General features: G+C 60.9%; 18 protein-coding genes. 7 read left to right on the top strand and 11 right to left on the bottom strand.

Annotated elements, in window-relative coordinates:
• Positions 1-13: 13 nt before the first annotated feature.
• From FHS03_RS19800 to FHS03_RS19780, 5 genes are all read right to left on the bottom strand, one after another.
• Complete coding sequence (locus FHS03_RS19800) at positions 14-244, bottom strand: MbtH family protein (protein WP_183442665.1); 231 nt, start codon at positions 242-244, stop codon at positions 14-16.
• Between the two features lie 130 nt (positions 245-374).
• The gene (locus tag FHS03_RS19795; protein WP_183442664.1) at positions 375-581 is read right to left on the bottom strand and encodes a FecR/PupR family sigma factor regulator; all 207 of its coding nucleotides are present in this window, start codon (positions 579-581) and stop codon (positions 375-377) included.
• A gap of 78 nt (positions 582-659) precedes the next feature.
• On the bottom strand, positions 660-1,166 hold the full coding sequence (locus tag FHS03_RS19790; RefSeq protein WP_050407840.1) for an RNA polymerase factor sigma-70: 507 nt from the start codon (positions 1,164-1,166) through the stop codon (positions 660-662).
• A 138-nt stretch (positions 1,167-1,304) separates the two neighbouring features.
• Positions 1,305-1,763: a pyridoxal-phosphate dependent enzyme gene (locus FHS03_RS19785; protein WP_183442743.1), complete on the bottom strand. Its 459-nt coding sequence runs from the start codon at positions 1,761-1,763 to the stop codon at positions 1,305-1,307.
• A gap of 18 nt (positions 1,764-1,781) precedes the next feature.
• Positions 1,782-1,958 (bottom strand): hypothetical protein, encoded by a 177-nt coding sequence (locus tag FHS03_RS19780; RefSeq protein WP_183442663.1) that lies wholly within the window; start codon positions 1,956-1,958, stop codon positions 1,782-1,784.
• 96 nt (positions 1,959-2,054) lie between these two features.
• Between FHS03_RS19780 and FHS03_RS19775 the strand changes: the two genes are divergently transcribed.
• Together FHS03_RS19775 and FHS03_RS19770 are read left to right on the top strand one after the other, a co-directional pair.
• The gene (locus FHS03_RS19775) at positions 2,055-2,534 is read left to right on the top strand and encodes an Lrp/AsnC family transcriptional regulator (protein ID WP_371871744.1); all 480 of its coding nucleotides are present in this window, start codon (positions 2,055-2,057) and stop codon (positions 2,532-2,534) included.
• Between the two features lie 215 nt (positions 2,535-2,749).
• On the top strand, positions 2,750-3,814 hold the full coding sequence (locus tag FHS03_RS19770) for a M35 family metalloendopeptidase (protein WP_183442661.1): 1,065 nt from the start codon (positions 2,750-2,752) through the stop codon (positions 3,812-3,814).
• 43 nt (positions 3,815-3,857) lie between these two features.
• Here the strand turns inward: FHS03_RS19770 and FHS03_RS19765 are convergent, their stop codons facing one another.
• Positions 3,858-4,280, bottom strand: a complete 423-nt coding sequence (locus FHS03_RS19765; RefSeq protein WP_183442660.1) for a hypothetical protein — start codon at positions 4,278-4,280, stop codon at positions 3,858-3,860.
• Between the two features lie 169 nt (positions 4,281-4,449).
• On the bottom strand, positions 4,450-5,112 hold the full coding sequence (locus FHS03_RS19760; RefSeq protein WP_183442659.1) for an ArsR/SmtB family transcription factor: 663 nt from the start codon (positions 5,110-5,112) through the stop codon (positions 4,450-4,452).
• Positions 5,113-5,188: 76 nt separating this feature from the next.
• Between FHS03_RS19760 and FHS03_RS19755 the strand changes: the two genes are divergently transcribed.
• A complete protein-coding gene (locus tag FHS03_RS19755) occupies positions 5,189-5,689 on the top strand; it encodes a DUF2938 domain-containing protein (protein ID WP_183442658.1) in 501 nt (166 codons plus the stop codon).
• Here the strand turns inward: FHS03_RS19755 and FHS03_RS19750 are convergent.
• Positions 5,686-6,303, bottom strand: coding sequence for a cation efflux transmembrane domain-containing protein (locus FHS03_RS19750; RefSeq protein ID WP_183442657.1), 618 nt, complete (start codon positions 6,301-6,303; stop codon positions 5,686-5,688). The genes FHS03_RS19755 and FHS03_RS19750 overlap by 4 nt on opposite strands.
• Positions 6,304-6,382: 79 nt before the next feature.
• Here FHS03_RS19750 and cadR point away from each other — a divergent pair, with 79 nt between their 5' ends.
• On the top strand, positions 6,383-6,793 hold the full coding sequence (gene cadR, locus FHS03_RS19745) for a Cd(II)/Pb(II)-responsive transcriptional regulator (RefSeq protein ID WP_183442656.1): 411 nt from the start codon (positions 6,383-6,385) through the stop codon (positions 6,791-6,793).
• Here cadR and FHS03_RS19740 read toward each other — a convergent pair.
• The gene (locus FHS03_RS19740) at positions 6,790-7,788 is read right to left on the bottom strand and encodes an aldo/keto reductase (protein WP_183442655.1); all 999 of its coding nucleotides are present in this window, start codon (positions 7,786-7,788) and stop codon (positions 6,790-6,792) included. The genes cadR and FHS03_RS19740 overlap by 4 nt on opposite strands.
• A 105-nt stretch (positions 7,789-7,893) precedes the next feature.
• Between FHS03_RS19740 and FHS03_RS19735 the strand changes: the two genes are divergently transcribed.
• From FHS03_RS19735 to FHS03_RS19725, 3 genes are all read left to right on the top strand, one after another.
• Positions 7,894-8,790, top strand: a complete 897-nt coding sequence (locus FHS03_RS19735; protein ID WP_183442654.1) for a LysR family transcriptional regulator — start codon at positions 7,894-7,896, stop codon at positions 8,788-8,790.
• A gap of 2 nt (positions 8,791-8,792) precedes the next feature.
• Complete coding sequence (locus FHS03_RS19730; RefSeq protein ID WP_229426302.1) at positions 8,793-9,242, top strand: DUF6678 family protein; 450 nt, start codon at positions 8,793-8,795, stop codon at positions 9,240-9,242.
• Positions 9,243-9,309: 67 nt separating this feature from the next.
• Complete coding sequence (locus tag FHS03_RS19725; RefSeq protein ID WP_183442653.1) at positions 9,310-9,576, top strand: hypothetical protein; 267 nt, start codon at positions 9,310-9,312, stop codon at positions 9,574-9,576.
• Positions 9,577-9,658: 82 nt separating this feature from the next.
• Here the strand turns inward: FHS03_RS19725 and infA are convergent, their stop codons facing one another.
• Both infA and FHS03_RS28235 read right to left on the bottom strand, forming a co-directional pair.
• The gene (gene infA, locus FHS03_RS19720; RefSeq protein ID WP_183442652.1) at positions 9,659-9,919 is read right to left on the bottom strand and encodes a translation initiation factor IF-1; all 261 of its coding nucleotides are present in this window, start codon (positions 9,917-9,919) and stop codon (positions 9,659-9,661) included.
• A gap of 262 nt (positions 9,920-10,181) precedes the next feature.
• Positions 10,182-10,421: an RHS repeat-associated core domain-containing protein gene (locus tag FHS03_RS28235; protein WP_229426310.1), complete on the bottom strand. Its 240-nt coding sequence runs from the start codon at positions 10,419-10,421 to the stop codon at positions 10,182-10,184.
• Positions 10,422-10,882: the final 461 nt, after the last annotated feature.

Raw genomic sequence — 10,882 nt, 5'->3', positions numbered from 1 at the left:
GACGTCCCGCGTATCAGTGGGCGCTGGCTTGTTCAGCCATCCAGTCGCGCAGGGACTTGGGACGCATATCGGTCCAGGTCCGTTCGACGTATTCCAACACGGCCTTCTTGTTGCCGCTGACACCCTCGACCGCGCGCCAGCCGCCGGGAACCGCTTTCCATTGCGGCCAGATCGAATACTGTTCTTCGTGATTTACGAGGACGACGAAGATTTCGTCTTCACGGTCGAAGCAACTGGTGGACATGCGCTATACCTCATCATTGGTGAAGGCAGCGCCGCGCATTCCGATATGGAAGGCCTGCGGCACTGCTCTCCCCTATGACGCATGAGGCAAAGCGAAATTTAATGCAGTGGGTAAGGAAAAATCCGGAGGTTTAAACGCTGTCGCCAGCCGGCGGCACCAGGCCCGCGGCCAGCCATACGCGGCGCGCTTCCTCATACGCTTTCAGATGATCCGGAGAGGCTTTCAGCCACGCCGCCAGTTCGGCTTGCGCGGCTTCATCGAGCGTGTGTTCGTGTTCGCGCTGTATCCAATCGAGGGCGGTTTGCCAATGCTGGTCGCCGTTTATATTTATAGTCATGGCCTTGCTGATAAAAGAAGCACGGCGTCTCCATTGACGCCGTCCGCCCCATTATATCAACTGGCGCAGCCTGGATTTTCAGGCGGCCCGCAAAGCATCGCGGCAGCATTCCATCGCATCGCGGATCATGAAGTTGACCAGCGTGGTGGAGATGCCCAGGTCGGCCGCCACTTCGCGCTGGGTTTTACCGGCCAGGCGGTGCAGCTCGAATGCGGCGCGGGTGCGCTCCGGCAGCTTGTCCAGGGCGCGCGCCACCAGCACCAGGTGCTGGGTATGGATGGCCTGGACCTCGGGTGTCACGTTCGACCCCGCCTGCAGCGCTTCCTCGCCGGGCGAAAACACTTGCTGCTCGAAAGCGGAGCGGCGGTGGCGGTCAATCGCCAGATTGCGCACCAGCTGGAACAGATAGGCGCCGGGGTTCAGGATGTGCAGCTCCTCAATGCCGTCGGCCAGCTTCAGGTAGGCATCCTGCACCACGTCCTCGGCGCGCTGCCGGCAGCCCAGAATGCGGGCGGCGGCATCGCGCAATTGGGCGCGGGAGGCAATGAAAAGCTGACGGATATCTACAGCAGAGGAGATGGACATGGGTATCTGCGGAAAAATTTAAATGATAATGATTCGCGTTTACAAATCATCGCAGATACTGGCCTTTTTTGCAATGTGTCTTTTTTAGTAGTTATCCTCGAAAAACATGTTACATCTGGAAAATGGCGCTTCCTCGCCTCACATCGGCTCGCGGAATTGTTCGATCGGTTCGCCGGCGCCTTCACTGACAATCAACAACACGCGCGCATGCTGATTGAGGCCAAAAGCTGAGCGCATGGCAGGTTCAGCGGCGGCATGCAGCAAGCCCGCCACACCCGCCGCCCCGCTTTCACTGCTGAGAATGCGCGGATCGCCGCCCGCCGGGCGCTCCAGACGCAGTACCGCCGCCTGAGCCATTTCCTCGTCCACCGTCATGAAAGCATGGGCCGTGGCGGCAAGAATGCGCCAGGCCAGCAAGGATGGCTGATAACACTCCAGCATGGACATCACGGTTGGCTGGCTCGGGTCCACACTGACCGGCTCACGCGCCAGGCAACTTGCATAAAGACAGGCGGCGCGTTGTGGTTCGACCACAATCAGGCGTGGCCGCCCACGGCCGAAGCGCAGCGCCAGCCTGGCCGCCAGCGCACCGGCCAGGCCACCGACCGCCGGCGCTCATCTATGGATGGCGCCAACGCCAGCCACGCGCGCCAGCCCCGGCAAGGCATGCAGCGGCGTCGGCGCAAAATCCGGCAGGCAGGCCAGCCGGCTGCGCACCAGCGCCAGCTCCTTGTCGCTGAACAGGTCCGCGTCCCCGGCCGCCAGCGCTTCCATACGGTTCAGTACAAACATGATTCCTCCGATCATTCCGATGAGAGAAATCTTATTGCGCTGACCATGGAAAAATTCTCTAAAATATACCTCCCTACGCAACTTTGTAAATCAATCGTGCCGCAATTGGATAATTTCGATTACGCGATCCTGGACATCCTGCAACAGGACAACCGTACGCCGCTGCGCACCATCGGCGAGCGGGTGCACCTGTCCGCGCCGGCCGTGCAGCGCCGCATCAAGGCCATGGAAGAATCCGGCGTGATCGCCGCCAACGCGGCCCTGGTCGATCCGAACCTGGTCGGCAAGTCGCTCACCATCCTCACCGAGGTGTATATCGAGAGCGAGCGGCTGGACTTGCTGGACGCGATCAAGGCGGCCTTCGTGGCCGCGCCTGAAATCCAGCAATGCTATTACGTGACGGGCGACGCCGACTTCGTGCTGGTGATCCTGGTCGCCACCATGGCCGAATACGACGCCCTCACGCGGCGCATGTTTTTCGGCAATCCGAACGTGAAGCGCTTCCGCACCCTGGTGGCGCTGGACCGCATTAAAACCGGCAGCGCCGTGGCTTTGCCGGGGCTGTCCCATTCTTAACAAAATCTGCCATCTGTTTAAATCTATACGCTTTCTTCGGCTAAATTTCGCTAAAGAAATCGTAGAATGTTGCGCAAATGCCGAGTTTGACGAAATTTCAGCATTTCTAGCAAATCGGCGTTTACGGCCATTCCGCTGCTGTGTGAGGATGTATCGATGAGCTGGCCCGCAAGCCAGTCTCATCGTTAAAACAACCAACCTCACGGAGACAAAGCATGAACTTGAATCAGCGCCTCAAGCTTGGCGGTTCGGTCTTGGCAATTGCTCTTTGCTTCAGCGCCAGCGCGGCCGCCAGCGGCCTGGTCGCCAGCGTCAGCCTGGAAAAGAAAGCCCTCGGCACGGGGGATGATGTGGTGGTGCGCGTGACCATGTTTAACAGCGGCGACACAGCCGAGAAAATCCTGCGCTGGCACACGCCTTTCGGCGCCATCGAACAATCGCTGTTCGAGATCACGCGCGACGGCGTGAATGTGCCGTATGAAGGCAAGCTGGTGAAGCGCCCCGCGCCGACCGCCGCCGATTATCTGGTGATCGAGCCGGGCAAGGCTTACACCGCCACGGTGGAACTGTCCCACCTCTACGATATGAGCGTGACGGGCGACTATTCGATCCGCTTCCTGAGCAAGACCGCAGCGCCGGTGCGCACCGACAAAGGCGAGCAGGCCGCCGATGAGAAAACCGCCGGCCTGCTGCAATCGGAAGCTGTCTCGATCTGGATCGAAGGCGACGCCAGCCCGGCGCAGAAAGCGGCCGAACAGGAAGCCGCGCTGGCCGGCAGCCTGACCTTCACCCAATGCAGCAGCTCGCAGCAGACCCAGATCAAAGCCGCTTACACGGCTGCGAAAAACATGGCGAACGGCAGCGTAAGCTATCTGACGGGCACGCCAGGTCAGCGCTATACCAAATGGTTCGGCGCCTACAATGCCAGCCGCTTCAACACGGTGAAATCCCACTTCAACGCCATCAAGGATGCTTTCGCCAACAAGGCGGTGGTGGTCGATTGCGGCTGCAAGGAAAGCTATTACGCTTATGTATATCCGAACCAGCCGTACAAGATCTATGTCTGCAACGCCTTCTGGCCGGCCCCAACCACGGGCACCGACTCCAAAGGCGGCACCCTGGTGCATGAGATGAGCCACTTCACCGTGGTGGCAGGCACCGATGACTGGGCCTATGGCCAGTCGGCAGCGGCCAGCCTGGCCATCAGCAATCCTTCCCAGGCCATCGACAACGCCGATTCGCACGAATACTTCGGCGAGAACACCCCATCCCTGCCATAAACCGGCCCCAGGCCATCCCCTGCGTGCCGCAGGCCGGATGGCCTTATTTGCCGCCGTAGGTGAACAGCAGTGGCGCCGAAGTCAGCGTCAAGGCCTTGGCCATATCCGGCTCCGACGCCATATCGTCCCAATATAGGCCCTCATAAGCGATCTGGTAGACGCGCTTGCCCGCCTTGAAACTATAGTTATTGGTGATATCGATGCTGTTTTGCTGCTCGGCGCCCGGTTTCAGCTCCATGAAATCGGCGGCCTTCAACGGGCCGCGCTTGATCATCACGCCGTCATAAGCCAGCTTCTCGCCGCTATCGGCATCGCGCACATCGAACAGGCGGCCGGGCGGATCTTTATCCACGGCAAGGGTGCGCGGCACGTAGACGGTGTGCGTGCCTTCGTTTTTCAGCACCACGCCAACCCGCACCCGCCCCTGCTCCGCCTGTACTGCCAAGCTCAGCTTTACATCGCTCATGGTTTTCTCTTTCGCCGCCTGGGCGCCGGGAACAAGCAAGAAAACAGCGGCCGCAGCTGCTATCACATTGGTCAGACGCTTCAAAATGCCCTCCTTCGCTGTGGATCACAAACCGCAGCCTAGGCGATGGCCGGACGCGCCGTCGGTGCGCAAGCGAACAGTCGGCGGCTCAGCCCGCCTTTTCCACTTTCAGCCCGGCCGCCAGCCAGTCGGGATAGCCGCTCTCCAGGCAGCGCGCTGTCAGACCGCTAGTCCGCAGCATGGTCACGGCATCGCGCGACAACACGCAGTAGGGGCCGCGGCAATACGCCACGATCTGCTGGCCCTGTGGCAGTTCGCCCAGGCGGCCTTGCAATTCTTCCAGCGGAATATTCAGCGCGCCGGGCAGATGGCCCAGGGCGTATTCATGTTCGGGACGCACATCGAGCAGGGTCACGCCGCCGTCGGCCAGGCGCAGCAGCAATTCCTCGCGCGAAATGCCGTGCAGGCGGCTGGGCTGGGCGAAGCTGTCCACCACCACCTGGCGCAGCTCGGCGCGCTTAAACTCTGCGAATTGCTGCAAGCCGCCCAACAGGACCATCACCGGCCCGCTACCGAGGCGGTAGAGAATGCGCTTGCCGTCACGCCGGGTATCGACAAAGCCGGCCCGCTTCAAATTCTGCAAATGCTGGGAAGCGTTCGCCAGCGACAGGCCCGCCAGCTCTGCCAACTTTTCAACCGGCCTTTCCTCTTCCGAGATATGGCAAAGCAAGGCAACACGGTGCGCATGGCCCAGCGTGCGGGCCAGCTCGGCGATTTCGACAAGGATTTGGGGTTGGATAGAGTCGCTCATTGACACGATGGTAGCATTGCCCTATTCTTTAATCAATCAATTATTTTATTGAATGATGTTTTAAAGGAATGAGAGAATGAATGAAGTGTCAGAAATTAGCTTGCGCGTGCTGACAATTGGCGTAGGCGCGACGATGGTGCAAGACCTTTGGTCGGAGCTGCTTAAACGCGTACTCGGCGTCGTGCCGCTGAACTGGGCCATGGTGGGACGCTGGGTCGGCCACTTCCCAAGCGGCCGCTTCGTGCATGAAAGCATCGCCAAGGCGGCGCCGGTTCCGGGCGAACGTCCACTGGGCTGGCTGACCCACTACGCCATCGGCGTCGGCTTCGCCGCCCTGCTGCTGGGACTGACTGGTCTGGATTGGGCGCGCCAGCCGACTCCGCTGCCCGCCATCATGGTCGGCGTCGCGACTGTCCTGGCGCCCTTCCTCATCATGCAACCGGCTTTCGGCATGGGCGTTGCCGCCTCGCGCACGCCGGCGCCGGCCATCGCGCGCCTGCGCAGCCTTCTGAACCATACCGTGTTCGGCGTCGGCCTGTATCTGGCCGCCTTGCTCACCGCCCGTCTGCTGCCTTAAGCTTTGGCCAGCTCGCCGCGCGCCTGGCCCACCACGCTGCGCGCGGCCGACAGGCCCAAGCCGGCCATGATAGCGGCCACCGCGATATCCGGCCAACCTTGGCCGGTGCCGAACACCCCCGCCGCCGCCAGCATCACCGCGAGATTGCCAATGGCGTCGTTGCGGCTGCACAGCCAGACCGAGCGCATATTCGAATCGCCATCGCGGTAGGCATACAACAGTACCGCCACCAGTACGTTCGCCAACAGCGCCAGCAAGCCGATACCGCCCATGGTGGCCGCCTCCGGCACGCCGCCATGGCTGGCCCGCCACAGGGTCACGCCCAATACCAGCAAGCCATAGCCGCCCATGGTCAAACCCTTGACCAGTGCCGCGCGCGAGCGCCAGACCGGCGCCATGGCCAGCACGAACAAGGACAGGCCGTAGTTGCCCGCGTCGCCCAGGAAATCGACGGAATCGGCAAATAGCGACACCGAAGCCGCCTGCCAGCCGCCGCCCAACTCCACCAGGAACATCGCCGCATTCACGACCAGTGCGATCCATAAAATACGCCGATAGCGCGGACTGACCGCCTGCTTCGGCGCCGGACAGCCGCTATCACAACATCCTGCCATGATGACTCCTTGTGTATGGGGTATATTGGCATTAGAAACCCTGTAGCGGCTACAGGGTCAATACCCAAGGCGGGAAATCATGGATAAAACGTTCAAGATCGGCGAACTGGCCTTGCAAACCGGCTGCGCGGTCGAGACCATCCGCTATTACGAGCGCGAAGGCTTGCTGCCGCCACCCGCGCGCTCCTCGGCCAATTACCGCTTGTATGACGAAGCCCATGCGGAGCGACTGATGTTCATCCGCCGCTGCCGCTCGCTCGATATGGGCTTGGCGGAAATTCAGCAGCTCCTGGCTCTGCGCGCCACGCCCGACGGCAGTTGCGGCGGCGTCAATGCGCTGCTCGACCGCCATATCGAAACCCTGGCCCAGCGCATCACCGAGCTGGAATCGCTGCGCCGCCAGTTGCTGGATCTGCGCAGCCTATGCCACGAAACGCTGACGGCCAGGGAATGCGGCATCCTGCATGGGATTGCCGCCGGCTCAGCTTAACGGCCGACCAAGGCCATGCCGGCCGGGCTGTAGCGTTCGCCATCGACCTGGTCTGGTGTGAAAGTGGCGGCGATGGCGTCCAGCTCCTGGGCGCTCAGCGCAAGTTCGGCCGCCGCCGAATTCTCCTGCAGGTGGACGATGCGACGTGCACCGGGAATCGGCGCGATATCGTCACCCTGGGCCAGCAGCCAGGCCAGCGCCAGTTGCGCCGGAGTCGCCTGGCGAGCGCGCGCCAGTTCGGTCAGCGTATGCAGCAGCCTGCGGTTGCGCTGCAAGGCATCCCGCTGGAAGCGCGGCAGAAGGTGGCGAAAATCGTCAGCCGCCAATTGCGACACGTCTTCCAGCTTGCCGGTCAGGAAACCGCGTCCCAGTGGACTGTATGGCACGAAGCCCACGCCCAGCTCGCGGCAGACAGGCAATACCTCCTGCTCCACATCGCGGCTCCACAGCGAGTATTCCGACTGCACCGCCGCAATCGGATGCACGGCATGGGCGCGGCGCAAGGTCATACCACCAATCTCGGACAGGCCCAGATAGCGCACCTTGCCTTCACGCACCAGTTCGGCCATCGCACCCACCGTATCCTCGATCGGCACTTGCGGGTCGAGCCGGTGCTGATAGAGCAGATCGATGGTTTCCACACCCAGGCGACGCAGCGAACCCTCCGTGGCGGCGCGCACGTGCTCGGGGCGGCTGTTCAAGCCCGCCATGCGCGCCATGCCCTCGCCATGCGGCAGGATGCCGAAGCCGAACTTGGTCGCCAGCGTCACCTTGTCGCGCCGCCCCTTGAGCGCGCGGCCCAGCAATTCCTCATTGGTATAGGGACCATAGACCTCGGCCGTATCCCAATGGCTGACGCCCAATTCCAGCGCCCGGTCCAGGGTGGACAAGGCTTCCGCCTCGTTCGATGGCCCGTAGGCGAAGCTCATGCCCATGCAGCCCAGGCCGATTGCCGACACTTCCAGGCCTTGCCGGCCCATTTTGCGCATTTTCATCAAAACATCCTTGATTCAGTGGTTAAGGAGGATGCCAGTGTGCCGAATTTGTTTATGCGCGATAAGTCCGGTTATTATGCATGAACTACTGAGCCAAATTCACCAATGAAAACACCCGATCTCGACGATCTGGCCGCCTTCGCCTGCGTCGCCAAGCACCGCAGCTTCCGCAAGGCCGCCCAGGAACGCGGCGTTTCCGCATCCGCCCTGAGTCACGCCATGCGCGCCCTGGAGCAGCGTCTTGACCTGCGCCTGCTCAACCGCAGCACGCGCAGCGTCACCCCGACCGACGCCGGCGAACGCCTATTGACGCGATTGATGCCCGCCCTCGATGAAATCCATGCCGGCCTCGACGACATCAACGCCCTGCGCGACACGCCCAGCGGCAGCCTGCGCCTGAACGTACCGCGTCCCGCCGCCGCCCTGTTGCTGGCGCCCCTGTTTGCGCGCTTTCACCAAGCCTGTCCCGATGTGCGCCTGGAAGTGGTGACGGACGACGGCCTGGTCGACATCGTGCGCGACGGCTTCGATGCCGGCGTGCGCTATGGCGAAAGCCTGGCCCAGGACATGATCGCCATCCCTCTGCGCCCCCTGCCCCGGATGAATGTGGTCGCCGCGCCAGCCTATGCCGAACACCACGGCCTGCCACGCACGCCCGGCGAGCTGAAGAATCACGCCTGTATCGGCCGCCGCTTCCCCAGCGGCGCGGTGTATGCCTGGGAATTCGCCCAGGACGGCGAAATGCTCAGCGTAGCGGTGGATGGCCCGCTGCTGCTCGATGACGAGGATCTGATGGTGAGCGCGGCGCTCGATGGCGTCGGCCTGGCCTACGTCTATGAAGGTCGCGTGTCGCAGGCCGTGGCCGAAGGCCGCCTGCTGCGCGTGCTGGAAGAATGCCATCCGCCACTGGAAAGCCTCTTCCTCTACTACCCCAGCGGACGCCGCCAGCCTGCGCCGCTGCGCGCCTTCATCAACCTGCTGCGAGAAATGGGAAGGGCTTAGCCATGACTACCGCAACAAATAATCTGCCGATGGCCGGCACCGGACAGAATGAAAAACTGCGCAAGGCAGTTCAAGCGGCAGTGGCGGACAGGAATCTCGCCAAGTGCGCCAACAACACCAAATGGAACGAGCTGATAACGTACTTCCGCGAGCGCGAGGGCTGGTGCCCCTCCTACCGCTCAAAATCCCTGCTCGGCCCCATCACCGGCTGGGACGTCGAATGGTTTGCGCACCTGCCCTTCCCCTTCGCCACCGTTGAATGGTTCGACATTGGGCTTTGGGAGGCTCTACCCCGCAAAGGGCGTCTGCTGCCGCCCGAATTCAAGGACCATACCGAGGAGATTGCGGGAGTGCTGAAAGAAATCGGTTTCGAGTTCGAGGTCAGCGGGGACGTGGCACGGATCTGGGGATATGCGCCGAAATCCCGCGAAGACTTCCCGCCACAGGACTAAGCACTTGAGCTTACCCGCATAACAGGGCGGCAAACGCGTAAAATAGCGTCTTTAAAAGGATGGCAACGTGAAAAAAACAGACTTAGCAAAGAACGACGCAAAGAAACTGATGGGTAAGATGGCAGGCCCAGGCGCCTCGAATTTCGGCAATACCGGTGCCGCAGCCGTCGACAAACGCGAGCAGCGCAAGCGTGACCAGGCGCTCGGTCTGGTGCCCTTCGCGGTCAAGCTTAATAACGATCTGGTGAAGCGCTTGCAAGCGCTGGCAACCGAACGCGGGGTCGATATGAACACGCTGGTCGCCGAAGTGCTGGCAAAGGGACTCGATTCCTGAGCCAGACTGGTCGATTGAACGAAGCCCGCTTTCGAGCGGGCTTTTTTGCGCCTTCTGGTAAAAGAAGACGCTCTTGCAGCCTTTAGCGGCGGCGGGCCGGCGCTGGGCCGGTCGTGTTGCGCTTTTCAAGATGGCGGAAAACGATACGCCCCTTGTTCAAGTCATATGGCGACAGTTCAAGCGTGACTTTGTCGCCGGCAAGAATGCGGATGAAATTCTTCTTCATCCGGCCCGCCGTATAGGCGATCAGTTTGTGGCCATTGTCCAGGTCTACGCGAAAGCGTTGGTCTGGCAGGATCTCGACGACCTGTCCACTCATTTCAATCAATTCTTCTTTAGCCAATGGGGCCTTTCCGTGCGGTTGCAGGGTGAACGCAGCGTGTCAAGCTGCGGTGATGGCAGACGGGCGTCGAAAACTGTGCCGTCTGGAGGATGGAAAAAAGCCCGCACTAGGGCGGGCTTCGTTTCAATGTAATGCCAATGCTTCAATCTCGGCCCCAGCCCGCGCTATCTGCGCGGTGCGGAGCTGCTCGCCCTTGCTATCTGCGAGGTGCAAGCTTGTGACCAACGTATTTGGTGCTACAGCGGTGAAGTACTCGAGAACTTCACGACGAAACGAAGTATAACACACTTTTTGTGCGACGCACAAAAAATTTCAGCGGGCCTTGTTGGTCTATTTGACCGGCGCACCGACCGAGTTGCACTGAAAGCTGGTAATGCCGGTTGATGCCACCTTTCAGACCTATCGGATCGCTCTGCACATACCGCCCAATCTGCGCATCATAATACCGGTTCCAGTTGTACCACAGCCCCGATTCCGCATCGTAGGTAAGCGCAGCGTACATATTAGAGATGATCAACCGGACGTGACGGATTAGCAGGATGAAAGGACTGAATTGACGTTCCCGGTTTGCCTTCCCATAGGTCAAGCTCTGCCACCTTGCGCCGTACCACCTTACAACGCCACGCAACCGTTGTGCGAGTAAGCTCGCCATCCAATGCTGCTGTCGCCATAATGCGCCCCTTGAGTACTGCTTCGAGCCCCGCACCAGTTCGGACCAAGCCAACATAACGAATAATGTTTTCGCCCCAGACGTAGCCATCACTCTTTAACCAAGCTAGTCCGCCGTAAGTATAGTAGCTGCGCAACACTGGAATATTCTGCACTTTATCAAGGGGTATAGCAGCGTTTACCGGTGCAAATTCTAACGTAGGGAAGCACTGATTAATTCATCAGGCGCTGCTCCGCGCGGCAGTCGGACCTGAGACAATAGCGGCATCCCCACTGTTCGCCATCGGCCATGCA

Source organism: Pseudoduganella violacea, assembly GCF_014191875.1.
Classification (GTDB): Bacteria; Pseudomonadota; Gammaproteobacteria; order Burkholderiales; family Burkholderiaceae_D; genus Rugamonas; species Rugamonas violacea_A.
The sequence above is the reverse complement of the archived record's forward strand: the minus strand, read 5'-3'. Positions and strand labels throughout refer to the sequence as shown.

What these genes read in the sequence shown, in the direction of transcription:
- cadR (WP_183442656.1), top strand. Translation starts at nt 6,383, where the DNA reads ATGGATAAAACGTTCAAGATCGGCGAACTGGCCTTGCAAACCGGCTGC.
- FHS03_RS19790 (WP_050407840.1), bottom strand. Translation starts at nt 1,166, where the DNA reads ATGTCCATCTCCTCTGCTGTAGATATCCGTCAGCTTTTCATTGCCTCC.
- FHS03_RS19750 (WP_183442657.1), bottom strand. Translation starts at nt 6,303, where the DNA reads ATGGCAGGATGTTGTGATAGCGGCTGTCCGGCGCCGAAGCAGGCGGTC.
- FHS03_RS19770 (WP_183442661.1), top strand. Translation starts at nt 2,750, where the DNA reads ATGAACTTGAATCAGCGCCTCAAGCTTGGCGGTTCGGTCTTGGCAATT.
- FHS03_RS19740 (WP_183442655.1), bottom strand. Translation starts at nt 7,788, where the DNA reads ATGAAAATGCGCAAAATGGGCCGGCAAGGCCTGGAAGTGTCGGCAATC.
- FHS03_RS28235 (WP_229426310.1), bottom strand. Translation starts at nt 10,421, where the DNA reads ATGTACGCTGCGCTTACCTACGATGCGGAATCGGGGCTGTGGTACAAC.
- FHS03_RS19765 (WP_183442660.1), bottom strand. Translation starts at nt 4,280, where the DNA reads ATGAGCGATGTAAAGCTGAGCTTGGCAGTACAGGCGGAGCAGGGGCGG.
- FHS03_RS19760 (WP_183442659.1), bottom strand. Translation starts at nt 5,112, where the DNA reads ATGAGCGACTCTATCCAACCCCAAATCCTTGTCGAAATCGCCGAGCTG.
- FHS03_RS19795 (WP_183442664.1), bottom strand. Translation starts at nt 581, where the DNA reads ATGACTATAAATATAAACGGCGACCAGCATTGGCAAACCGCCCTCGAT.
- FHS03_RS19730 (WP_229426302.1), top strand. Translation starts at nt 8,793, where the DNA reads ATGACTACCGCAACAAATAATCTGCCGATGGCCGGCACCGGACAGAAT.
- FHS03_RS19755 (WP_183442658.1), top strand. Translation starts at nt 5,189, where the DNA reads ATGAATGAAGTGTCAGAAATTAGCTTGCGCGTGCTGACAATTGGCGTA.
- FHS03_RS19735 (WP_183442654.1), top strand. Translation starts at nt 7,894, where the DNA reads ATGAAAACACCCGATCTCGACGATCTGGCCGCCTTCGCCTGCGTCGCC.
- FHS03_RS19800 (WP_183442665.1), bottom strand. Translation starts at nt 244, where the DNA reads ATGTCCACCAGTTGCTTCGACCGTGAAGACGAAATCTTCGTCGTCCTC.
- FHS03_RS19780 (WP_183442663.1), bottom strand. Translation starts at nt 1,958, where the DNA reads ATGTTTGTACTGAACCGTATGGAAGCGCTGGCGGCCGGGGACGCGGAC.